Below are 23,085 nucleotides of genomic sequence, written 5' to 3' on the forward strand. Positions count from 1 at the left end.
GACGTACCGCCGTCGTACGTCTTTTGAGTACGCAAGTTCGGCTCTTCTTTTCCAGCACCCTAGGTGCTGACCTCAGTTATCAGGCCCGTTGGGTACGCCGGTCGGCGTGCCCAACGGGCCTTTCTGCGTTACGCGCTGCCAGTCTGCAAGCGCCGGATGGGAAGCAGCGTCTGGGGCGGCCCGGCCGCGGCCAGGAATTTGAGGATGAGGCCGGTGACCACGACCGGTTGTTCGAGGGGAAGCGCATGGGATGCTCCGGGAACGACGGCGAGCTGACCTTGTGGCAGGGCTTCGTACAGCGAGACCGTATGCGGCAACGTGACGAAGTCGTCGTCACCGACCAGGACGAGCACCGGGTGGGTGATTTGCGCGATGTCGGCGGCGGTAAGTGTCGGTTCCGAACTGAACATCCTGAGACTCTTGTCGAAGGTGACTTCCAGGTGCTTGGCACCGTCGGGTGATCGTTCGATGTAGGCCTTGCCGAGTTCCTGCAGGATGGGCGACTCCGGATCGAATTCAACCGGCATGACGCCGTCGTAGCGATAGTTCGCACCAATGACTACAAGCTTGTGCACTAGATCGGGCCGCCTGAGCGCCACGAGGAGCGCAACAATACCGCCGTCGCTCCAGCCCACAAGATGGGCGGGGCTGCCGACGACGTCCTCGAGCACACGGACGGTCTCGGTGGCCATGTCCTCATAGTGGAAATCGGCGTCGGTGTCCGCGGTGTAGCCGTGGCCGCGGCGATCGAAGGCGACCACGCGGAACTGCTCCGACAGGCCCGGTCCAATGCTGTCGAGGAGTTGGTCGCTGTTGCTCAGGCCGCCATGCAGCAGCAGGAGCGGCGCCCCGGCACCGCCCCGGTCCTCCACCCACGTGGGGTGCCCGTCAATATCCACGCGGCTGGCCATTGTCCACTCCGTTCTGGGGGCTGATCCTTGCTGGCGGTGCACGCCCTGCGGTTATTCTCCTCCTACGCCCCGTGTCACTACAACGGCCGCATGCGGGGCCGCTGGTCCTCGATCGGGACCTGGATCTGTTCAGTGTAAGGGCCCGGTACTAGGTTGATTGTGGACGGATTGATCGTGCGCGGGTTCATCGGCGGGTCGAAGGGAATTGATTCATATGCCAGAGGTTGAGAGCTACAAGCAGGGGACGCCGTGTTGGGCCGACCTGTCTGCCAGCGACATCGAGGCGGCCAAAACGTTCTACTCGGAGCTGTTCGGCTGGGAGCTGGACGCCATGCCTGCCGGGCAGGACATGACGTACTACATGGCCAGGCTACAGGGCCGCTACGTGGGCGGGATGATGCAGCAAATGCCGGACATGGCAGCCGCCGGCATGCCGTCCTACTGGGCCAGCTACATCGCCGTCGATGACGCCGACGACGCCGCGGCCAAGGCCACCGAGGCGGGTGGAACCCTGCTGTTCCCGGTGGATGAGGTACCGAACGGCAGCGGGCGCATGTTCTTCGCCTCGGATCCCACCGGCGCCCAGATCGGCTTCTGGCAGGCCGGTACCCACATCGGTGCGGGGCTGGCTGACGAACCCGGCGCCATGATCTGGAGCGAGCTGCAAACGGACGACACCGCCCGCGCAGTCCCGTTCTACGAGGCTGTCACTGGCTGTACCTCGGAGCCGGGTCCCGCGGGTGACCTCGCTGAGTACACGAATTTCATTGTGGACGGCAAGCCCGTTGCGGGGGCAATGAGGCAGCCCATGGAGGGCGTGCCGCCGTTCTGGATGACCTACTTCAAGGTTGCGGATGTGGATCGCCCGGCGGTACGGGCACACGAACTCGGCGGCCAGGTCCATGCCCCGGCTTTCGACGTCCCCGGAGTGGGCAGGCTTGCCGTGCTGGCGGATTCCAACGGTGCGGTGTTCAGCGTTATGGCCGCCGAAAGCGCGGAATCGCGGTGACCCGACGCACGGGATTCACCACAGGCGAGGTCTGCTGGACGGACCTCCAGACCGGGGACGTTGAAGCGGCGAAGACTTTCTATGCGGCGCTCTTCGGCTGGCGCTACGAGGACCTGCCGACGCCGGACGGCCGCAGCTACGCGCAGGCCTTCCTGGGCGATGGACTTGTATCCGTGATCGCCCCGCAGAACCCGCAGCAGGAAACCGCCGGGGCCCCGGGCCAGTGGAACGTGTATTTCGCCGCCGATGACGCCCGGGAACTTGCCGCGGAGCTGGCGCACTCCGGCGGAAGCCTCGACTTCGGCCCGGAAGCGGTGAATGACACCGGCGTCATGATCTTCTTTGCCCCGCCGGGCGGCGGTACGACGGGGGCTTGGCAGGCAGGAAGCCACTTCGGCACAGCCCGGAGCCAGGAGCCGGGCGCGCTGGCATGGGCCGAGCTGCTCACGCCCGAGCCGCAAGCCGCCGTCGGCTTCTTCCAGCAGCTGTTCGGGCACGAGGTGACCGAGTACCCCCAGGACGACGGCGGCACCTACACCACGCTCATGGTCAACGGCACGGAGGTGGCCGGAATCGCCCCGCTTCCGGCTGATGCCGACGTTCCGCTCAAGGCCGGGTGGCAGGTGTACTTCGGCGTCGCCAACGTCGCGGATGCGGTGGACGCCGCCGTGGCCGCGGGCGCCGTTGTCCTCGTGGAACCGGAGGAGCTCGAGGAAGCCGGCACAGTCGCCACGCTCCAGGATCCGCAGGGCGGCGTGTTCAGCCTTTTGGAGCTTTAAACGCATCGAGTGCTCCATAACCGCCGTTTTGAACCCTCAATACGGCGGTTATGGAGCACTCGATGGCGCTATTGCAGGAGCTTAGGCGTAGGCGTTGACCAGGCGGACCGCGCCGCCGTCGACGCCCTTGGCGCCCTGCACGTAGTCCGGGCCGGCCTTGAGGATAGCGTCCGAGTTTTCCTCGACGGTGCCCATGATCCAGGACGGCAGGCCGCGGTCGTTGAGCCGGTTCACCGCGGCGTCGGCGGCGTCGGCGGAGACGATCGCCACCATGCCCACGCCCAGGTTCAGGGTGCGCTCCAGATCAGGCAACGGGACGTTGCCCAGCTCGGAGACCAGCTTGAAGATGGCCGGCAATTCCCAGGTAGCCCGGTCCACGGTGGCCAGCAGGCCCTGCGGGAGGACACGGGCCAGGTTGGCGGCGAGGCCGCCGCCGGTGACATGGCTGAAGCCGTGCACGGCCCGGCCGGCCGCTGAGCCGTTGACCGGGAAGGTCCGGGCCAGGTCCAGACAGTCCGCGGCGTAGACGCGGGTGGGTTCCAGCAGCTCTTCGCCCAGGGTGCGGCCGAGTTCGGAGACCTGGCGGTCCAGGGCCCAGCCGGCGTGGTTGATCACGCGGCGGACCAGGGAGTAGCCGTTGGAGTGCAGGCCGGAGGAGGCCATGCCGATCACGACGTCGCCGGCGCGGACGCGGTCGGGGCCCAACAGATCGGCGGCCTCGACAACGCCGGTGGCGGCACCGGCGACGTCGTATTCGTGCTCACCGAGCAGGCCGGGGTGTTCGGCGGTCTCGCCACCCACGAGGGCGGTGCCGGCGACCGAGCAGGCGGCCGCGATGCCGCGGACGATGTCAGCGATGCGCTCCGGGACAACCTTTCCGCAGGCGATGTAGTCGGTCATGTACAGCGGTTCGGCGCCCACCACGACGATGTCGTCCACCACCATGCCCACAAGGTCGAAGCCGATGGTGTCGTGGATGTCCATGGCCTGCGCGATGGCCACCTTGGTGCCGACGCCGTCGGTGGAGGTGGCCAGCAGCGGGCGCTTGTAGGTGAGCAGCCTGGAGACGTCGTAGAGGCCCGCGAAGCCGCCGACGCCGCCGATCACCGAGGAGTTGTGCGTCGCCTTGACGGCGTCCTTCATGAGTTCGACGGCGCGGTCGCCTGCTTCGACGTCGACGCCGGCAGAGGCGTAGGTGATGCCTGCGGCGTTTTGGGCGGCGTTCATGTCAGCGGCCGGGGAGGCGGAAGTCATACGGGCTCTTTCTTGTCGGCTGCAAACGTGTCAGCGCCAACTTGCGCGGCGGTGGCACGATCGGCGGTGGTGACGCGGTCGGCATCGGTGAGCAGTTCTTCGAATTCGGAGTCCGGTCCCGGATCGCAGCCGGTGGCGCCGGGCTTCTCGGCCGGGTCCTCGTCCATGGAGGTGCCGGGCTCGGCGTCGAAAATGCCGGGGATTGTGGCGGCGCCGGCGGCGGGAAGTCCGCCGAGGTCGGTGCGCTCCAGCAGGTTCTTGCCCAGCTTGTCGGCACCCGGAAGTGCGATCGGGTAGTTGCCGGTGAAGCAGGCGGTGCAGAGGCGTTCGCGCGGCTGACGCGTGGCCTCGATCATGCCGTCTTCGGAGATGTAGGCCAGCGAATCGGCGCCGATGGCCTGGGAAATTTCCTCGATGGTGGCGCCGTTGGCGATCAGCTCCGCGCGGGAGGCGAAGTCGATGCCGTAGAAACAGGGCCACTGCACCGGCGGCGAGGAGATCTTCACGTGCACGGAAGCGGCGCCGGCTTCGCGGAGCATCCGGACGATGGCGCGCTGGGTATTGCCGCGGACGATCGAGTCATCCACCACCACCACGCGCTTGCCGTGGATCACGGATTCCAGGGCGTTGAGCTTGAGCCGGATGCCGAGCTGCCGCAGGGTCTGCGACGGCTGGATGAAGGTGCGGCCCACGTAGGCGTTCTTGACGAAGCCGTGCGCAAACGGGATGCCGGATTCCTCCGCGTAGCCCACGGCCGCGGGGGTACCGGATTCCGGGACCGGAATGACGATGTCCGCTTCCTGGGTATTTTCGCGAGCCAGCTGGCGGCCCATCTCCACGCGGGACTCGTACACCGAGCGGCCCGCAATGGAGGCGTCCGGGCGGGCGAGGTAGACGTACTCGAAGACACAGCCGGCCGGCGTCGCCTCCGCGAAGCGCTGGGAGCGGACGCCGTCCTCGTCGATCGCGATGAATTCGCCGGGTTCGATCTCGCGGATGAAGCTCGCACCGACGGTGGCCAGGGCGGACTGTTCGGAGGCGACAACCCAGCCGCGTTCCAGCCGGCCCAGACAGAGCGGGCGGATGCCGTAGGTGTCGCGGGCGGCGTAAAGGGTGCCCTCGTCCATGAAGACAAAGCAGAAGCCGCCCTTGATCTTGGGCAGCAGTTCCAGGGCGGTCTGTTCGAGGGACTTGCCCTCTTCGCCCTCCAGGAGCGCGGTGACCAGGGCGGTGTCCGAGGTGTTGCCCTGCTTCATCTCGCCGCTGAGCTGGCCGTCGTTGCGGTCCATGATCATGGCCTTGAGCTCGGCCGTGTTGGTCAGGTTGCCGTTGTGGGCCAGGGCCACGGTCCCCGTGGCGGTCGCGCCCAGGGTGGGCTGGGCGTTGGCCCAGTGACTGGCACCGGTAGTGGAATAGCGGCAGTGGCCGACGGCCAGATGCCCGGTCAGGGTGTTCAGCGTGGTCTCGTCGAAGACCTGGGATACGAGCCCCATGTCCTTATAGACGTTGATCCGCTTGCCGTCACTGGTTGCTATGCCAGCCGACTCCTGACCACGGTGCTGCAGTGCATACAGCCCGTAATAGGTGAGTTTTGCTACCTCTTCGCCGGGTGCCCAGACCCCGAAGACGCCGCAAGCGTCCTGAGGGCCTTTTTCGCCAGGGAGAAGATCATGAGAAAGTTTTCCATCGCCGCGTGCCACTGGTCGATTATCTCACGATGTGCGCTAAGACTTTTCCGGCCGCCGTTTTATGACCTGCCGCCGGCTCAGTCGAGGTCCTCGCCGTCGGCCTCGGGGACTGACTCGACGACGGCGTGCCCGGCGCGGCGGACGCTCAGCCGGTCCAGCAGCAGCGCCGCGACGGCGCCCAGAATGACGCCGCCGGCGGCGCAGAGGACCATGAAGAAGCCGAAGACCGAGCCGCGGTCGTAGGCGGCATCCCCCGGGACGCCGTAGGCGATGACGGCGGCGACAGCGACGCCCACCAGCCCGCCCAGGATCAGGAACGGAACATACTTCGGTGCCCGGCGCACGGTGATCTCGCGCCGTTCGGCCGCCGCCGGGGGCTTCGGGCCCTCGGGGCCCTCCGCCGGGGTGTGCTCAGAGGCCGCCGCCGGGGTGCTGTCCGGGGCTGTTTCCCGGGTTGTATCCGGCTGGGAGTTGTTGCCTGCGGTACCGGGGTTTTCGTGGGAAGACATGCCGTTAAGCCTACTGCCCCCGGTGCCCGCAACCGGCCCGCAACCGACCTGCCACCGGCTCGGAACGGGCCTGCCGGCGGCCTGCCACCGGCTTTCTGGCCGCAGGCCGGCGGCGGCCGGGGCCTCCCGCGGCGCGCCAAACGAACTCATTGCCCGGGCCCCGCTCCCGGGGGCAGACTATGGGTGGGGGAGGTCTAGGACGAGCTAAGGAATCGCCATGTCAGCCGCAGCCGACCATATCCGGGACCAGCAACGAAGCATTTGGGATCAGTTCTCGGCCGGCTGGAGGAAATGGGACGCTGTATTGCTCGACTGGCATGCACCGTTCGGGGACGCCATGATCCGGGAGGCACGGCTCCGCCCGGACTCCGCGGTGCTCGACGTCGCCGCCGGCACCGGCGAGCCGGGGCTCACGGCGGCAGCCCTTGTACCGCCGGGTAGCGTGGTCCTGACAGACATTTCGGAGGGCATGCTCAGGGTGGCGGCGGAGAAGGCCGCGGCCAGGGGACTGGGTAACGTGCGTACCGCAGTCAGTGACGTCGCCGCCCTGCCGTTCGAGGACGCCGCCTTCGACGCGGTCTTCTGCCGCTTCGGCTTCATGTTCTTTCCGGACATGTCCGCCGCCCTGGCGGAGATGGTCCGCGTGGCCAGGCCGGGCGCGCGGATCAGCGCCGCCGTCTGGAGCCGGGCGGCGGAAAACCCATGGGCGAGCCTCATCCTAGGGACAATCGCCCGGCACACCGAGCTGCCGGTACCGCCGTCGGGCGCCCCCGGACTCTTCCGCTGCGCCGCGCAGGGCCTCATGAGCAGGGTTTTCAACGACGCAGGACTCCTCGACGTGGCCGAGCGGAAGGTCAGCACGGACTTGGTGCTCGAATCCCCGGAGGTCTACTGGGAGTTCATGACCGACATCGCAGTTTCCGTGGTCACCGGCCTCGCCAAGGCGGACAAGGAGTCACGGGAGCTGATCCGCTCCGACGTCTTCCAGATGCTGGGCCGCTACGAGTACGACGGCGCCATCCGGCTCCGGTCCACCGCCACGGTCGTGGCGGGGACGCGGGCATAGCCGGGCGGAATCGCCGGCCCGGCGCGACCGCGCTGATCCTCCACTTGCGCGGGCTGCGGGGGTGCGCGGGCTGCGGGGGTGCCGTCCGGGGCGCCTTTGGACGGCGCGGCATGGAAAAGGGCGACGCCGGCCCGGCGTTTCGCGTCAAAGTGCCCCGGGAAGGCCGGGGCGGCCAGGCCAATCGGCCAGCGGCGCGCGACTTCCAGACGCTCTTGCATCAGGTGCCGGAGCGTCTGGCGGCGCTAGACGCCCAGTTCTTGTTTGAGTGCCGCCACGTGTCCTTGCGCCTTGACCTGGTACTGCGCCAGCGTCACCCTGCCTTCGGGGTCCACCACCACGGTGGACCGGACAAGCCCCTCGGTGATTTCGCCGTTGACCAGCTTTTCGCCCCAGGCGCCGTAGGCGAGGGCTACTGCGTGGTCCTCATCGGACAGCAGGGGGAAGCTCAGTCCAAAGTCGCCGGTGAAGTCGGCCAAGGCATCGGGTGCGTCGGGGGAGATGCCCAGAACCTCATAGCCGGAGCCCTTCAGGGAGCCGAGGTTGTCGCGGAAATCGCAGGCCTCGGTAGTGCAACCGGGCGTTGCGGCCTGCGGATAGAAGTAGACAATGACGTTCTTGCCGAGGTAGTCAGACAGCGATACCGGCTTGCCGTCCGCATCCTGAAGGCTGAATGCAGGGGCCTGTGCGCCGGGCTGGAGCTTGACAGTGTGACTGGTGTTCATGGGAGTCCTTCGGTTGGGGGTGAATCGAGCCTGCTGAAGTGAACAACGGCCGGGTCAGATGCTGTATTCCGCCGGGCCCCGCACGGTGGCGTGCGGTCCCGGAACGAACCGGTAGCCGCCGCTGCGTACCGTGATGATCGCGTGCCGGGCGCCGCCGAGTTTCCGGCGCACACGGCCCACATAGACGTCGATGGACCGGGCGGCCGCCCCGGGGGTGTCGAACGACTCAAGGCGACATTGCAGTTCCTGACGGCTGATAGTCCGCGAACAGTTCTCCACCAGATGCCTCAGGAGGGCGAATTCGAGGCCGCTCAGCGGGGCCGGCTCCCCGTCCACCAGGGCCTCTCCGGCGGCGAGATCAACGGCGAGCCGGCTGGTGGCGGTGGCTTCGGGAGCTGGTGCGTTCACGGCCGGCCGCGATGCCCCGCCGTCGGACGTTCCCTCCGTTGCGGTTCCCTCCGTTGCTGTTTCCTCCCCGGGGGGCCGTCCGACGGCGGACGTGGTGGCTCCGGCGGCGGGCCTGAAGTGGACTTCCGCCTCCGGAGCAGATTTCAGGGCGCGGGCAAGCACGAGCTCGGCTGCGCGGGCCAGGACTGCCTCGTCGATGGCTGCGCCATCCTCCGCAGTAACCCAGACGGCCAGACCCCTGGCCGCCAGGCCGGGCGGCTGGCGGCTAGCGAGACCACGCGCCGTTTGGAGACCGGATGCCACGGCCGGCTGGCTCATACGCCGCCGCGGCGGATCAGTTTGCCGGTCGGTGTCCGGCCGTCGATCAGGGTGCCGCGGAGGTAGGTCTGCCGGATGGCGCCGGAGAGCGGGCGGCCGTCGTAGGGGGTGATGGGGTTTTTGTGCTTGAGTTTGGTCACGTCCACGACGTAGGCCTGGTCCGGGGCGAAGACGGAGAAGTCGGCGTCGTAGCCGAGCGCGAGCCGGCCCTTGGTGCTCAGGCGTGCCAGTTCGGCGGGTTTGGCGGCCATCCAGGACACGACCTGTTCCAGGGTGATGCCGCGGTGCCGGGCCTCGGTCCAGATCAGGGAAAGGCCCAGCTGCAGCGAGGACACCCCGCCCCAGGCCACGGCGAAGTCGCCGTTGTCCAGGTCCTTCAGGTCCAGGGTGGAGGGAGAGTGGTCCGAGACGATGCAGTCGATGGTGCCTTCCTGCAGGCCCTTCCAGAGCAGTTCGCGGTTGGCGGCCTCGCGGATCGGCGGGCAGCATTTGTATGCGGTGGCGCCGTTGGGGATTTCCTCGGCCATGAGCGTGAGGTAGTGCGGGCAGGTTTCCACGGTGAGGTGTACGCCGTCGCGTTTGGCGGTGGCGATCATCGGCAGCGCGTCCGAGGAGGACAGGTGCAGGATGTGCGCGCGGGCCCCGGTCCAGCGGGCCCGTTCGATGACTTCGGCGATGGCCTTGTTTTCGGCGCCGCGGGGGCGGGAGGCCAGGAACGTGGCGTACTGGTCCCCGCCCGGGTGCGGGGCGTGGTCGATCGCGCGGGAGTCCTCGGCGTGGACGATCATGAGGGAGTCGAAGGAGGCGAGCTCGGCCATGTCGGCCTCCATCTCCTCGGCGTCCAGGTGCGGGAATTCGTCCACGCCGGAGTGCAGCAGGAAGCATTTGAAGCCGAAGACGCCCTCGTCGTGCAGCGGGCGGAGGTCCTTGGTGTTGCCGGGGATGGCGCCGCCCCAGAAGCCGACGTCCACGAACGCCTGGTCCTGCGCGACCTCGCGTTTGAGTTTGAGGTTCGCCACGGTGGTGGTGGGCGGGATGCTGTTCAGCGGCATGTCGATGATGGTGGTCACGCCGCCGGCCGCGGCGGCCCGGGTGGCGGAGGCGAAGCCCTCCCACTCGGTCCGGCCGGGCTCGTTGACGTGGACGTGGGTGTCCACCAGGCCGGGGATGAGGGTCTCGTCCTCGGCCAGGTCGATGATTTCGGTGCCGGTGAGGCCGTTGCCCAGCGGTTCCAGGGCGACGATCTTGCCGTCGCGGACGCCGACCTCCCGGGCGGCGATCCCGGCCGTGGTCAGGACCCGCCGGCCCCGGATCACGAGGTCATAGTGTTCATCAGACATGGAGGGTCTCCTTCGAATCGGCGCCTCGGTTCGCGGCCGCTGCTGCGGGCGTCCCGGCCGAGAGCTGCGAGCCGATCCGCCTCCCCAGCTGTTCCAGGAGCGGTCCGGCTTCCGCTATACATGTGTCTACATTGCTTTCCAGCTCTGTCAAGGTGTGAACCGAACTGAAGCCTGCTTCGCGAAGCCGCTCGGGGGCCAGGGTGGTCCGTCCGCAGACGGCCACCACCGGGACGCCCGCCAGCGCGGCCGCCCGGGCAACGCCGATCGGGGTCTTGCCGAGCAGGCTCTGCTCGTCCAGGCTTCCTTCGCCGGTGATCACCAGGGCCGCGCCGGCCAGCCGTTCGTTCAGCCCGGTGAACTCCAGCACGACGTCGATGCCCGGCCTGCGCCTGGCCGCCAGTACCGCGATCGCGGCGTAGCCCACGCCGCCGGCTGCCCCGGCGCCGGGAGCCTCCGCGGCCAGCAGCGCGCGCGGTCCGATTTCCGCGGCCAGCACCCGGACGAAGTTGCCCAGGGCCGCGTCGAGAATGGCGACGTCCGCCGCGGTGGCGCCCTTCTGGGGGCCGAAGATGGCGGGGGCGCCTTCGGGGCCCAAAAGCGGGTTGTCCACATCGCTGGCCAGGACGAAGCGTGCCTCGTCCAGCCTGGCATCGAAGCCGGTGAGGTCTATCCGGGCCAGCCGGGCCAGGGCGGCGCCGCCGGGCGGGAGTTCCCGGCCGTCGGCGTCGAGGAGTTTGGCGCCGAGTCCCTGGAGGACCCCGGCGCCGCCGTCGGTGTTGGCGCTCCCGCCGACGCCCAGAATGATCTGCCGGCACCCGGCGTCGAGCGCCGCGCGGATCAGTTCGCCGGTGCCCAGGCTGGTGGCGCCGGTGGCACTGGCAGAGTCCGGGGCGCCGCTGTTTTGGCCGAGGCCAGGCAGGACGGCGAGCCCGGACGCGGCGGCCATTTCAATCACGGCTTCGCGTCCGCGGACCGCGAACTCGGCCCGGAGCGGCTGCCTGGTAGGGCCGCTGACCACGGCACTCCGGCGGGTGAAGCCGGAGCCGACGGCGGCATCGAGGGTGCCCTCGCCGCCGTCGGCCACGGGGATGCGGATGATCTCCAGATTCCCGCCAGTGGCCGCCTGGAGCCCGGTTTCCAGGTGACGGGTCACCTCCGGGGCGGACAGAGAGCCCTTGAACTTGTCCGGGGCAATGATGACGCGCATTGTTAGGCCAGCGAAGACAGGATGGCGGTCGGGGCGTCGGCGCGGGTCTCGGCCAGCTCCTCGAACTCGTTCACGGCGTTGATTTCCACGCCCATGGAGATGTTGGTGATCTTTTCCAGGATCACTTCCACCACCACCGGAACCTGGAACTCGCCCATCAGGGCCTTGGCCTTGTCGAACGCGGCCGCCAGATCGTTGGGGTCTTCAACCCGGATGGCCTTGCAGCCCAGGCCCTCGGCCACCTTGATGTGGTCCACGCCGTAGCCGTTGGTCTCGGGAGAGTTGATGTTGTCGAACGCCAGCGACACGTTCTGTTCCATGTTGAAGCCGCGCTGGGACTGGCGGATCAGGCCCAGGTAGGAGTTGTTCACCACCACGTGGATGTACGGCAGGTTGAACTGCGCGCCCACGGCCAGTTCCTCGATCATGAACTGGAAATCGTAGTCACCGGACAAGGCAACCACCGTCTCGTCGGGCTTCCCGCGCACCACGCCGAGGGCAGCCGGGGCGGTCCAGCCCAGGGGGCCGGCCTGGCCGGCGTTGATCCACTTGCGCGGGCCGAAAACGTGCAGCATCTGCGCGCCGGCGATCTGGGACAGGCCGATCGTGGACACGTAGGTGGTGTCCTTGCCGAAGGACTTGTTCATCTCCTCGTACACGCGTTGCGGCTTGATCGGGATGTTCTCGAAGTGCGTCTTGCGGTGCATGGTGGCCTTGCGATCGGTGCATTCGGCGACCCAGCCGGAGTAGTCCGGCAGGGACCCGGCTGCCTTGCGCTCGCGGGCGAGTTCCACCAGCCCGGTCAGCGCCGCGCCGGCGTCGGAGGCGATGCCCAGGTCCGGGGAGAAGACGCGTCCGATCTGCGTCGGTTCGATGTCGATGTGCACGAACGTGCGGCCGGTCGTGTAGGTTTCCAGGCCACCGGTGTGGCGGTTGGCCCAGCGGTTTCCGATGCCGATCACGAAGTCGGAAGCCAGCATGGTCTCGTTGCCGTAGCGGTGCGAGGTCTGCAGGCCCACCATGCCGGCCATCAGGGGGTGCTCGTCGGAGATGGCGCCCCAGCCCATCAGGGTGGGGATGACCGGAACGTTGAGCAGTTCGGCCAGTTCAACCAGCTGCGCGGAGGCGCCGGCGTTGATGATGCCGCCGCCGGCCACGATCAGCGGGTGCGTGGCTGCGGTCAGCATGTCCAGGGCCTTTTCCAGCTGCTTGCGGCTGGCCTTGGGCTTCTCGACGGCCAGGGGCTCGTAGGTGTCGATGTCGAATTCGATTTCGGCCATCTGCACGTCGATGGGCAGGTCCAGCAGCACCGGGCCGGGACGGCCGGAGCGCATCAGCTGGAAGGCCTTCTGGAAGGCGCCCGGAACCTGGCCCGGTTCCAGGATGGTCATGGCCATCTTGGTGACGGGCTTCGCGATGGACTCGATGTCCACGGCCTGGAAGTCCTCCTTGTGCAGCTTGGCCACGGGGGCCTGGCCGGTGATGCAGAGCATGGGGATGGAATCCGCCCAGGCTGCGTACAGCCCGGTGATCATGTCGGTGCCGGCGGGGCCGGAGGTGCCGATACAGATGCCGATGTTGCCGTCCTTGGCCCGGCTGTAGCCGTCCGCCATGTGGCTGGCGCCTTCGACGTGGCGGGCGAGCGTGTGGCGGATGCCGCCGTGTGCCCTCATGGCCGAGTAGAACGGGTTGATGGCCGCGCCTGGCAGGCCGAACGCCTCGGTGGCGCCCTCCTTCTCCAGGATGGCGACGGCAGCGTCTACGGTGCGCATCTTCGTCATTGTGTGCTCCTTGAAAGTCTGTTATTGGTGCCCCGTGGGGCTGAATTTGAATGTGTTGGGGAGAGCCGGCGTCGGAAAGTACGACGCCGGCTCTCCCTTTTGAGTTCTGGTGCCCCTTGTGGGGACGGGCGGCTGGCTTAGCTGTCGCTGGCTACTTGCGGCCCGAAAGCTGGAGGACCTGCTTGAAGAGGCCTGAGTGGTCCAGTCCGCCGTCGCCCTGGTTGACAGTGGCGGCGACGAGCTGGGCGACGACGGCGCCGAGCGGGACGGCGACGTTGGCCTCGCGGGCCGCGGAGGTGACGATGCCCAGGTCCTTGTGGTGCAGGGCCAGGCGGAAGCCGGGCTCGAAGTTGCGGTCCAGCATCTTCTGGCCCTTCTGGTCCAGGACTTTGGAGCCGGCCAGGCCGCCGCCGAGGACCTTGAGGGCGGCGTCCGTGTCGACGCCGTAGGCCTCGAGGAAGGCGATGGCCTCGCCGAGGACCTCGATGTTGACGGCGACGATCAGCTGGTTGGCTGCCTTGACGGTCTGGCCGGAGCCGGCAGGTCCGACGTGGACGATGGTTTTTCCGACGGCGTTGAGAACGTCCTGTGCTGCGTCGAAGTCGGCTGCCTCGCCGCCCACCATGATCGACAGGGCCGCGTCGATCGCGCCCTGTTCGCCGCCGGAGACCGGGGCGTCGAGGGCGCGGATGCCGGCTGCCTTGGCGTCGTCGGCGAGGCGCTTGGCGACGTCCGGGCGGATGCTGCTGGCGTCGATCCAGAGGGTGCCCTGCTTGGCGTTGGCGAAAAGTCCGTCCGGGCCGCTGACGACGCCTTCGACGTCGGGGGAGTCAGGCACCATGGTGATGACGACGTCGGCGTCCTTGACGGCGTCCGCGATGCTGGTGGCGCCCTTGCCGCCCTCGGAGACAAGTTTGTCGATCTTGTCCTGGCTGCGGTTGAAGCCGGTGACGGTGTGGCCGGCCTTGACCAGGTTGATGGCCATGGGCAGGCCCATGATTCCGAGTCCGATAACTGCAACGTTGCTCATTGTGGTTCCTTTACTGAAAGTCTGTGGGTTGTAGTGCGACTGGGCTAGAAGGGTTCCTAGCGGGCCACGCGCTGGCGGATGGCCCAGGCGAAGGCTGTTTCCGCCGGTTCCTTGTATTCGAGGCCGATGTAGCCGCTGTAGCCGAGTTCGCGGCTGCGGGCGATCCATTCGCCGAGGGGAAGCTCGCCGGTTCCGGGAGCCCCGCGGCCGGGGTTGTCGGCAATCTGGATGTGGCCGAAGTCTTTGGCGTGGTTTTCGATGACGGCGGCGACGTCGTCCCCGTTGACGGCGAGGTGGTAGAAGTCCGCGAGGAGTTTGACGTTGTCTGCGCCGGATTCTTTCTTGACCCGGGCGATCACCGTGAGGGCGTCGGCAGCTGTGAGGAGCGGGTATTTCGGGGCGCCGCTGACGGGTTCCAGGAGGACGGTTCCGCCGATGCGGGCCACTCCGGCAGCCGCAGTCGCGAGGTTTTCGGCGCCGATTGCGTCCTGCTTCTGGGGCGATTCGCCGTCGATGCGGTTGCCGTAGAGGGCGTTGAAGGCTTTGCAGCCGAGGCGCTCGCCGATTCCTGCGACAACGGCGATGTTGTCCAGGAATTCAGCGGAGCGGGCGGGCCAGGAGACCAGACCCCGGTCCCCGCCGGGCATATTGCCGGCGTTGAAGTTCAGTCCGGTGAGCTGGACGCCGGCGTCGGTGATGGCGCGCTCGAACGCGGTGGTCTGGGCGTCGGTGGGGACGGAGGTCTCGAAGGGCCACCAGAATTCGACGGCGTCAAAGCCGGCTGCCTTCGCGGCGGCGGGACGTTCCAAGAGCGGCAGTTCCGTCAGCAGGATGGAGCAGTTCACGGTGTACGTCATTGTGGGTTCCTTCGGGCTCTGCACCGGATCGGCTCCGGTGATTCCTGGCTTCTTGCTTATTTCGTGTTGCTTATTTCATATTGTGGAAACTATATCTTGCTCTGTGAAAAGTTTAGGTTGCCGTGGGGGGAGCAGTCAACCCCCGGAGGCTTAAACAGCCGTTAAGTTAAACAGCCGTTAAGTTAAACAGCTGCGCCCCGGCCGGGGGCCGGGGCGCAGCTGAGGCAACGACGGGCTCAGGTGAGGCGGATCTGCCGGTTGACGTCTTTGTAGAGCAGGTAGCGGAAGTTTCCGGGGCCGCCGGCGTAGCAGGCCTGCGGGCAGAAGGCGCGGAGCCACATGAAGTCGCCGGCTTCGACCTCGACCCAGTCGTCATTGAGTCGGTAGACTGCTTTGCCCTCCAGGACGAAGAGACCGTGTTCCATCACGTGGGTTTCCGCGAACGGGATGGACGCGCCGGGCTGGAAGGTGACGATGTTGACGTGCATGTCGTGGGCCAGGTCGTCAGGGTCCACAAAGCGGGTGGTGGCCCAAGCGCCGTTGGTGCCCGGCATCGGCCGGGGTTCCACGTCCTGGTCACGGGTCACGAACGACTTCGCGGTAAAGCCCTCCAACGGCTCATAGGCCTTGCGGATCCACTGGAAGGAGGCGACCTCGCCCCCGGCGCCGCCGGTGGACTCGGCGTCGTTCTTCACCTTCCAGTCCGAGCCGGCGGCGAGGTAGGCATAGCCGCCGGACTCGAGGCGGTGGATCTCGCCGTCGAGGGTCAGCGTCAGCGAGCCTTTGGTGAGGAAGATGACGCCTTCGACGCCGGCCTCAGCCTCGGGTTTGTCACTGCCCCCGCCGGGGGCCACTTCAACGATCAGCTGCGAGAAAGTGGTGGCGAACCCCGCAATGGGGCGGGCGATGATCCAGGCGCGGGTGTTGGTCCAGCCGGGAAGGTTGCTCGTGACGATGTCGCGCAGCACTCCCTTGGGGATGACGGTGTAGGCCTCCTTGACGACGGCGCGGTCGGTGAGGAGCTGGGTCTGCGGCGGCAGGCCGCCTTCGGGGGAAAAGTAGTTGCTCATGGCGTGACTCCTGTGGTGAATGTTGGTCAGGGGGCTGTCGGGGCGGGCTGTGCCAGCCGGGGGTGGGCCAGGGCGGTCAGTTCGGGAAGCCCGACGCGGGCCAGCTCACGGACTTCTTCCGCTCCGACGGCACCGCACTGGACGCCGCGCAGCACGAAGGCCGCGAGGGCCCTGGCGGTGGCCGGTTCGTCCATCACGCCGCCCTCGGTGCGCTCCACATAGTTGCGGAGCCGTGCGGCTGCGGCGGGCAGGCCCTGCCGGTAGAAGGCGTAGGTGGCGGCGAAGCGGCTCGGCAGTTGGGCCGGGTGCAGGTCCCAGCCCTGGTAGAAGCCGCGTTCCAGCGAGCGGCGGACCAGCCGGCCGTGCAGCCGCCAGGCATCCTCGACAGCATCGCCGACGGGGATGATGTTCGTGGAGCCGTCCGAGAGCCGGATCCCGGTACCGGCCGCGGCGAGCTGCATGACCTCCTTGGCGAAGTCCGCCACGGGGTGCTCCATGGACTGGTATTCCGCGGAGATCTGCAGGGACGCCGAGTAGTCGTAGGTGCCGTAGTGCAGGCCGCTGATCCGGCCGGGAACAGCGTGCGGCAGCTGCGCCACGGGAGAGGTGCCGTCCGGGCCGAGGATGAGCTGCGGTGTCTCCACCTGCACCTCGAACCGGAGCCGGCCGGTCGGCAGCGAATGGACTTCTTCGAGCCGGGACACGGCGTAGTCCATGGCCTGCACCTGGGCCACCGTGGTGACCTTGGGCAGGGTCAGGATCAGCCCGTTCGGAAGCTCGCCGGCGGAAGCCAGCCCGGACACAAACAGGTCCAGGGTGCGCAGCCCGCGGGCCCGGGTCGGCGCCTCGAAGCACTTGAAACGGATACCGATGAAGGGCGGTGCGGTACCGGCAGCGACAGCGGTGGCCACGGCGGAAGCCGCGGCAACAGCGGCGGCGTCCTCGGCGTCGTCGCCCCGGTCCCCGTAGCCGTCCTCGAAGTCCAGCCGGAGATCCTCGATAGGCTCGCTGCCCAGCTTCGCTTCCACACGGGATGCGACCGCGGAAGCCAGCTCGGCGTCCTGGCCCAGCAGCTCGCCCAGACGGGCCAGTCCGCCGTGGGCCGCCGCCGTCGTGAGCGCCTGGGCGCCCCAGTCGGCGGCGAACGTGGGCGTGAACCGGTCCGCCGGGACGTAGACGGTGTGGACGGGCTGGCGGGAGCCGTCGTCGCCCGGGTAGTTCTTCTCCAGCAGCCGGTCCGTGGCGGCGAGCTGCGCGTCGATGTGGGCAGCGTCGGCGCCGGACAGCGACGGCGTCAGTGACCGCCGGGGCGATGAATGGGTGGGGGATAGCACCATGCCTCAGCCCACCAGTTCGTAGGCCGGGGTGGTGAGGAAATCGGTGTAGTCCTCTGAGAGGCAGATCTCGCCGATGAGCTTGCTGGCCGGCTCGTAGTAGCGGCGGAAGGCTTCGTCGCCGAACTCGGTCCGCAGGCGCTCGGTTTCCTCGCCCAAGATGCGTTCCACCAGCTCGCGGGTCACGGTATTGCCCGAGTCTGCGAGCACCGACTTGTTTCGGATCTGCTGCCACACCTGGGAGCGGGAGATCTCGGCCGTGGCGGCGTCCTCCATGAGGTTGTGGATGGCCACCGCGCCGGTGCCGGACAGCCACACCGCGGTGTAGGCGACGGCGACGTACAGGTTCAGGCGCAGTCCGCCTTCGGTGACCTGGCCCTTGGCCGAGGCGATGTCCAGCAGCTGCTCCGCGGTCACGGAGACCTCGGGGCGCTGCTTGTCCAGCTGGTTCGGGCGCTCGCCGAGGACGGCGTCGAACGCTTCCCGGCACGTGGGGACAAGATCCGGGTGGGCGACCCAGGAGCCGTCGAAGCCGTCGTTGGCCTCGCGGGTCTTGTCGGCGCGGACCTTCTCGAAGGCCGCCTGGGTGACCTCGGGGTGGCGCCGGTTTGGTATCACCGCAGCCATGCCGCCCATGGCAAAAGCGCCGCGGCGGTGGCAGGTCTTGACGAGCAGCTCCGTGTAGGCACGCATGAACGGTGCCGTCATGGCCACCGTGGCACGGTCCGGCAGCACAAATTCCTGCCCGGCGTCGCGGAAGTATTTGATAATGCTGAACAGGTAGTCCCAGCGGCCTGCGTTCAGGCCGGCCGCATGGTCGCGCAGCTCGTAGAGGATCTCGTCCATCTCAAAAGCGGCCGGGATGGTCTCGATCAGCACCGTGGCGCGGACCGTACCCTGCCTGAGGCCCAGGAAATCCTGCGCGAACACAAACACGTCGTTCCAGAGACGCGCTTCAAGGTGGCTCTCCAGCTTGGGCAGGTAATAATACGGGCCCTGGCCATTCATGACCAGCTGCTTGGCGGTGTGGAAGAAGTGCAGGCCGAAGTCCACCAGCGCCCCAACGGTGGGTTCGCCGTCGATCAGCAGATGGGTTTCCGGCATGTGCCAGCCGCGGGGCCGGGCCACCACGACGGCCAGGGGAGCATCTGTGCGGAGCGTGTACTCCTTGCCTTCGGGTGAGGTGTAACTGAGCCGGCCGGTCGCGGCGTCACGCAGGTTCAGGAGGGCGTCGATGACGTTGGCCCACGTGGGGGTGCTGGCATCCTCCAGGTCGGCGAGCCAGACCTTGGCGCCGGAGTTCAGCGCGTTGATGGCCATCTTGGCCGGAGTGGCGGGGCCGGTCATTTCGACGCGGCGGTCCTGCAATGCTGACGGCGCCGGCGCAACTTTCCAGTCGCCGTTGCGCACGTCCTGCGTTTCCGGCAGGAAATCAAGCCTGCCGGTATCGGCGGCCTGCTGGCGCTTGACGCCGCGGGCGGCCAGCAGCTCCATGCGGGTGCCGGCGAAACGTTTGTGGAGCTCCTCCACAAACGCCAGTGCCTTGGGGGTAAGAATCTCCTCCGCACGTTCGATCGGCCGGGGGTCTGTGACGGTGATAGCCATTTGGGTTGGGTCCTTTCGTGGGCTGCGAATCAGGCGTGGGCTGGCACGGAAGCCGTTGCCGCGTGGGCTGCGGCGGCTGCTGCGTTTGCCACAGCAGCTGCGACGTCAGCGGCCACGTGCGGATCGAAGACACTGGGGATAATGTAACTGGCATTGAGCTCGTCGTCAGCTACCCGGTTGGCAATTGCCTCGGCAGCGGCCACCAGCATCTCGGGTGTTATGTCGGATGCACCGGCGTCCAGGAGCCCGCGGAAGAAGCCCGGGAACGCCAGCACATTGTTGATCTGGTTGGGGAAATCGCTGCGGCCGGTGGCCACCACCGCGGCGTGCTTTGACGCGATGGACGGATCGATTTCCGGCGTGGGGTTGGCCATGGCGAACACAATCGCCTTGTCAGCCATGGAGGCAACCTGCTCCTCGCCGATCACATTCGGGGCACTCACGCCGATAAACACATCTGCGCCCTTGAGCGCCTCGTGCAGGGTTCCGGAGAAACCCTCTTCATTGGTGTTCGCGGCGATCCAGCTGCGGTGCTCATCGCTGTATTCCTCGCCGGAGTGGATGGCTCCGGAGCGGCCGGCGGCCACGATGTGCCGCGCGCCCTGGGCCTTGAGCAGCTGGATGATGGCGGATCCTGCCGCACCCACGCCGGAGACCACAATGCGGACCTCGGAGAGCTTCTTGTCCACCACCCGGAGGGCGTTCGCAAGCGCCGCGAGGGTGACGATCGCCGTGCCGTGCTGGTCATCGTGGAACACCGGGATGTCGAGTTCCGCACGGAGCCGGTTCTCGATTTCGAAGCAGCGCGGGGCCGCGATGTCCTCGAGGTTCACGCCGCCATAGACGGGGGCTAGCGCCTTGACGATCATGATGATTTCCTCGGTGTCCTGCGTATCCAGGCAGACCGGCCAGGCGTCGACGTTGGCGAACTGCTTGAACAGGGCAGCCTTGCCCTCCATCACAGGAAGCGCAGCTGCGGGGCCGATATTGCCCAGGCCCAGGACGGCCGAGCCGTCGGTGACCACAGCGATGGTGTTCCGCTTGACGGTCAGGTTCCGGGCGGCTGCCGGGTCCTCGGCGATGGCCATACACACACGGGCGACGCCGGGAGTGTAGGCGCGGGAGAGATCGTCACGGTTGCGCAGGGCCACTTTGGGGACGACCTCGAGCTTGCCGCCAAGGTGCATCAGGAAGGTGCGGTCCGAAACGTGCTGGACCTTGACGCCGTCGAGCGCGTTGAGCGCGTCCTTGACGCGGTTGGCATGGGCGTCGTCGGTGGTGTTGCAGGTGACGTCAACAACCAGGGTCTCGTGGTGGGACTCGGTGACGTCCAGCGCGGTGATCGCAGCGCCGGCAGCTCCGACGGCAGCGGCAAGCTCGCTGGTGGCGGAGAAGCTGGACGGTGCTTCCACGCGCAAGGTGATCGAATTTCCGGGGCTCGGGTTCGCCATTGAATGTCCTCCTGGTAAGGGCCCTGTCTCCGGGCCAGCTACGAAGCTAGATGTTTTCGTATTATGGATATTATTATCTACTTTGTGGAAATACAACCCTTGATGTCGCATCGACGGCGTGCCGTCAGTGCTGTATCTTGGGTTTTCCAAGCACTTTTTTCACGATGTGGATAAGAGTTGTCGCTACCGATCCCGCAGGAGACCACGGTTATGGCTGAAAAAGCCACAGGAGGCGTGCAGTCCGTTGAGCGCGTTTTCGAACTTCTGGAACTGATTACCGACGCAGGCGGAGATGTCACGCTCAGTGAACTCTCATCCTCCACCGATCTTCCGCTGCCCACCATCCACCGGCTGCTGCGCACGCTCGTCACCCTGGGGTACATCCGCCAGCTGCCGAACCGCCGGTATGCGCTGGGTCCGCGGCTCATCCGCCTGGGTGAATCCGCCAACAAGCAGCTGGGCGCCTTGGCGCGGCCCCAGCTGAAGTCCCTTGTGGACAGGCTGGGGGAGACCGCCAACATGGCGGTCCTGGACTCGGACATGGTCATCTACGTGGCCCAGGTTCCCTCCCTTCACTCGATGCGCATGTTCACCGAGGTCGGCCGGCGCGGGTACATGCATGCCACCGGGATGGGTAAAGCCATCCTCGCCCAGCTGGACGATGAGGCGGTCCGCGGCATCGTCAGCCGCAAGGGCATGCCCACCCCCACCCCCAAGAGCATCGGCGACGTCGATACGCTGCTGGCGGATCTGAAGCTGATCCGCGAGCGGGGGTACTCCATCGACGAGGAAGAGCAGGAGATCGGCGTAAGGTGCTTCGCGATGGCGATCCCCAATGCGCCGACGCCGGCGGCCATTTCTGTCTCCGGCCCCGTGTCCCGGGTGGACCAGTCCTTCGCGGACCGGGCCGTGCCGCTGCTGCGGGAGGCAGCCCAGGCGATCTCCGAGGAGCTCAACCAGAACTGAATGGCTGATGCCGGCCTTCTGGCCGGAAACGAGGCAACCGCTGAGGCCCATGATCCGTCAGGACATGGGCCTCAGCGGTGATCCCGGTCGGGGCCTGGGGACTGGAGTCCTAGTGTTCAGGAGCCAGCTTGGGTGACTCGACAGGGACTTCCTTGCCGTCGCAGTCGATCAGCTTCCCGTTCTCGTACCGGTCACCCTCGGCCAGGCACGCAATATCCTCCTCGCGGATCACACGCCCGGTGCCGGCCACAAAGACGGACTGGTTCTCCGAGTTGCCCGCCTTGAGATGGTTGAAGAGCAGGTTCAGCAGGATGGCCATGACGGCGGCGGAGCTGATGCCGGAGTGGAAAATCGTGCCGAACCAGGACGGGAACTGGTCGTAGAACTTCGGGGCAGCGATCGGGATCATGCCGAAGCCGATGGACGCCGCCACGATGATCAGGTTCATATTGTTGCGGTATTCCACCTTGGACAGCGTCCGGATGCCGCTGGCGGCCACCGTTCCGAAGAGTACGACGCCAGCGCCGCCCAGGACGGGGGTCGGAACCGCTGCGACGACGCGGCCAAGGACGGGGAGCAGGCCGAGGACCACCAGGATGAGCCCGCCGGCGCTGACCACGAAGCGGCTCTTGATGCCGGTGATGGCCACGAGCCCCACGTTCTGGGCGAATGCGCTCTGGGTGAAGGAGTTGAACAGCGGAGAGATGGCGCTGGAGAGCATGTCCGCCCGCAGGCCGTCGCCGATCCGCTTTGAGTCCACCTTGGTGCCCACGATTTCGCCGACGGCGATGATGTCAGCCGAGGTCTCGGTGAGCGTCACCAGGATGACGATCAGCATGGAGACGATGGCTGCGATCTCGAACGTGGGCGGGCCGAATGCGAACGGGGTCGGGAAGGCCACGATGTCGCCCTGGCCGATCTTGGAGAAGTCCGCCATTCCGGTCACAAAGGCGATGACGGTGCCGATCACCATGGCCAGCAGGATGGAAAGGCGCGAGATGGCGGCGTTGCCGATCTTGCTCAGCAGCAGGACCACGCCCATGGTGGCGGCGGCGAGGCCGATGTTGGCCATGCTTCCGTAGTTGGGAGCTTTGCTGTTGCCGCCCATGGCCCAGTTGGCGGCCACTGGCATGAGGGTCAGGCCGATGGTGGTGATGACCGTGCCCGTGACCACGGGCGGGAAGAACTTGATGATCTTGGAGAAGAGCGGGGTGATGGCCAGGCCGATCAGGGATGCAACGATGACCGAGCCGAAGACCGCCTGGATCCCGCCTCCGCCGTTCACAATGGCCACCATGGTGGAGACGCCGGCGAAGGAGACACCCTGGACCAAAGGCAGCTGCGATCCGAAGAACGGGATGCCGATGGTCTGCAGGATGGTCGCGAGTCCGCCGACGAACAGGCAGGCCGCGATCAGGAGGCCGATGTCCTGCGACGACATGCCTGCGGCCGCGCCGATGATGAGCGGAGGCGCGATGATGCCGCCGTACATGGTCAATACGTGCTGGAATCCGTAGGCGAACGTGCTGCCGATCGAGAGTCGCTTGTCTTCGGGGCGGGTGGACGGCTGGCGGCTGGTCTTGGCGCCCGCAGTGGGGGATTTCTTCTTAATGTTCATGGCAGACTTTCTTGGTTCATGGCAGACGCCTTCGTCTGGCTAACAGTGTCTGGCTAACAGATCGGGCTTACAGGTGTTGTCAACAGGGTGGAGCGGGTGTGCCGGCCCGGGGCTCGTGCCATCAGTGCGGAAGCTCCGGGCCGGCAGTGAACAGCGCTTTGA

20 protein-coding genes are annotated in these 23,085 nt (G+C 67.1%); 4 read left to right on the plus strand and 16 right to left on the minus strand.

Annotation, left to right across the window (positions count from 1 at the left end; translation table 11 throughout):
- Positions 1 to 128 precede the first annotated feature (128 nt).
- Positions 129 to 911: an alpha/beta fold hydrolase gene (locus ACQCSY_RS11955; RefSeq protein WP_427129025.1), complete on the minus strand. Its 783-nt coding sequence runs from the start codon at positions 909 to 911 to the stop codon at positions 129 to 131.
- 214 nt (positions 912 to 1,125) lie between these two features.
- Between ACQCSY_RS11955 and ACQCSY_RS11960 the strand changes: the two genes are divergently transcribed.
- Both ACQCSY_RS11960 and ACQCSY_RS11965 read left to right on the plus strand, forming a co-directional pair.
- Positions 1,126 to 1,920 (plus strand): VOC family protein, encoded by a 795-nt coding sequence (locus ACQCSY_RS11960; protein ID WP_427129027.1) that lies wholly within the window; start codon positions 1,126 to 1,128, stop codon positions 1,918 to 1,920.
- A complete protein-coding gene (locus ACQCSY_RS11965; protein WP_427129028.1) occupies positions 1,917 to 2,699 on the plus strand; it encodes a VOC family protein in 783 nt (260 codons plus the stop codon). Before ACQCSY_RS11960 ends, ACQCSY_RS11965 begins: the two co-directional genes overlap by 4 nt.
- A gap of 81 nt (positions 2,700 to 2,780) precedes the next feature.
- Here ACQCSY_RS11965 and purM read toward each other — a convergent pair whose 3' ends face one another.
- The 3 genes from purM to ACQCSY_RS11980 form a co-directional block, all read right to left on the minus strand.
- Complete coding sequence (purM, locus tag ACQCSY_RS11970) at positions 2,781 to 3,953, minus strand: phosphoribosylformylglycinamidine cyclo-ligase (RefSeq protein ID WP_427129030.1); 1,173 nt, start codon at positions 3,951 to 3,953, stop codon at positions 2,781 to 2,783.
- Complete coding sequence (purF, locus tag ACQCSY_RS11975; RefSeq protein WP_427129032.1) at positions 3,950 to 5,653, minus strand: amidophosphoribosyltransferase; 1,704 nt, start codon at positions 5,651 to 5,653, stop codon at positions 3,950 to 3,952. The genes purM and purF overlap by 4 nt, the downstream gene beginning before the upstream one ends.
- A gap of 65 nt (positions 5,654 to 5,718) precedes the next feature.
- Positions 5,719 to 5,991, minus strand: a complete 273-nt coding sequence (locus ACQCSY_RS11980; protein ID WP_427135806.1) for a hypothetical protein — start codon at positions 5,989 to 5,991, stop codon at positions 5,719 to 5,721.
- Positions 5,992 to 6,367: 376 nt separating this feature from the next.
- On the opposite strand from ACQCSY_RS11980, the gene ACQCSY_RS11985 reads away from it, so the two are divergent.
- Positions 6,368 to 7,216 carry a class I SAM-dependent methyltransferase gene (locus ACQCSY_RS11985; protein ID WP_427129034.1) on the plus strand — a complete coding sequence of 283 codons (849 nt, stop codon included), beginning with the start codon at positions 6,368 to 6,370 and terminating at the stop codon, positions 7,214 to 7,216.
- 242 nt (positions 7,217 to 7,458) lie between these two features.
- Here the strand turns inward: ACQCSY_RS11985 and bcp are convergent, their stop codons facing one another.
- The 11 genes from bcp to ACQCSY_RS12040 all read right to left on the minus strand — a co-directional run bounded on the left by bcp (position 7,459) and on the right by ACQCSY_RS12040 (position 20,339).
- Complete coding sequence (gene bcp, locus ACQCSY_RS11990) at positions 7,459 to 7,938, minus strand: thioredoxin-dependent thiol peroxidase (RefSeq protein ID WP_427129036.1); 480 nt, start codon at positions 7,936 to 7,938, stop codon at positions 7,459 to 7,461.
- 54 nt (positions 7,939 to 7,992) lie between these two features.
- Positions 7,993 to 8,664, minus strand: coding sequence for a winged helix-turn-helix domain-containing protein (locus tag ACQCSY_RS11995; RefSeq protein WP_427129038.1), 672 nt, complete (start codon positions 8,662 to 8,664; stop codon positions 7,993 to 7,995).
- A complete protein-coding gene (allB, locus tag ACQCSY_RS12000) occupies positions 8,661 to 10,004 on the minus strand; it encodes an allantoinase AllB (protein ID WP_427129040.1) in 1,344 nt (447 codons plus the stop codon). Before allB ends, ACQCSY_RS11995 begins: the two co-directional genes overlap by 4 nt.
- Positions 9,997 to 11,211, minus strand: a complete 1,215-nt coding sequence (locus ACQCSY_RS12005; RefSeq protein WP_427129041.1) for a glycerate kinase — start codon at positions 11,209 to 11,211, stop codon at positions 9,997 to 9,999. The genes allB and ACQCSY_RS12005 overlap by 8 nt, the downstream gene beginning before the upstream one ends.
- Before the next feature lie 2 nt (positions 11,212 to 11,213).
- Complete coding sequence (gcl, locus tag ACQCSY_RS12010; protein ID WP_427129043.1) at positions 11,214 to 12,992, minus strand: glyoxylate carboligase; 1,779 nt, start codon at positions 12,990 to 12,992, stop codon at positions 11,214 to 11,216.
- 151 nt (positions 12,993 to 13,143) lie between these two features.
- Entirely contained in the window at positions 13,144 to 14,190 is a 1,047-nt protein-coding gene (locus tag ACQCSY_RS12015; protein WP_427129045.1) for a 2-hydroxy-3-oxopropionate reductase, read from the minus strand.
- A complete protein-coding gene (locus ACQCSY_RS12020) occupies positions 14,079 to 14,879 on the minus strand; it encodes a hydroxypyruvate isomerase family protein (protein ID WP_427129047.1) in 801 nt (266 codons plus the stop codon). Before ACQCSY_RS12020 ends, ACQCSY_RS12015 begins: the two co-directional genes overlap by 112 nt.
- A 236-nt stretch (positions 14,880 to 15,115) precedes the next feature.
- On the minus strand, positions 15,116 to 15,949 hold the full coding sequence (locus tag ACQCSY_RS12025; RefSeq protein ID WP_427129049.1) for a bifunctional allantoicase/(S)-ureidoglycine aminohydrolase: 834 nt from the start codon (positions 15,947 to 15,949) through the stop codon (positions 15,116 to 15,118).
- A 26-nt stretch (positions 15,950 to 15,975) separates the two neighbouring features.
- Entirely contained in the window at positions 15,976 to 17,286 is a 1,311-nt protein-coding gene (locus ACQCSY_RS12030) for a DUF6986 family protein (RefSeq protein ID WP_427129050.1), read from the minus strand.
- Between the two features lie 3 nt (positions 17,287 to 17,289).
- On the minus strand, positions 17,290 to 18,888 hold the full coding sequence (aceB, locus tag ACQCSY_RS12035) for a malate synthase A (RefSeq protein ID WP_427129052.1): 1,599 nt from the start codon (positions 18,886 to 18,888) through the stop codon (positions 17,290 to 17,292).
- A gap of 29 nt (positions 18,889 to 18,917) precedes the next feature.
- Positions 18,918 to 20,339, minus strand: a complete 1,422-nt coding sequence (locus ACQCSY_RS12040) for an NAD-dependent malic enzyme (protein ID WP_427129054.1) — start codon at positions 20,337 to 20,339, stop codon at positions 18,918 to 18,920.
- 210 nt (positions 20,340 to 20,549) lie between these two features.
- Between ACQCSY_RS12040 and ACQCSY_RS12045 the strand changes: the two genes are divergently transcribed.
- Entirely contained in the window at positions 20,550 to 21,305 is a 756-nt protein-coding gene (locus ACQCSY_RS12045) for an IclR family transcriptional regulator (RefSeq protein ID WP_427129056.1), read from the plus strand.
- A gap of 109 nt (positions 21,306 to 21,414) precedes the next feature.
- On the opposite strand, the gene ACQCSY_RS12050 is transcribed toward ACQCSY_RS12045, so the two are convergent.
- Entirely contained in the window at positions 21,415 to 22,923 is a 1,509-nt protein-coding gene (locus ACQCSY_RS12050) for a nucleobase:cation symporter-2 family protein (RefSeq protein ID WP_427129058.1), read from the minus strand.
- Positions 22,924 to 23,085: the final 162 nt, after the last annotated feature.

Source organism: Pseudarthrobacter sp. S9, assembly GCF_050156545.1.
Classification (GTDB): Bacteria; Actinomycetota; Actinomycetes; order Actinomycetales; family Micrococcaceae; genus Arthrobacter.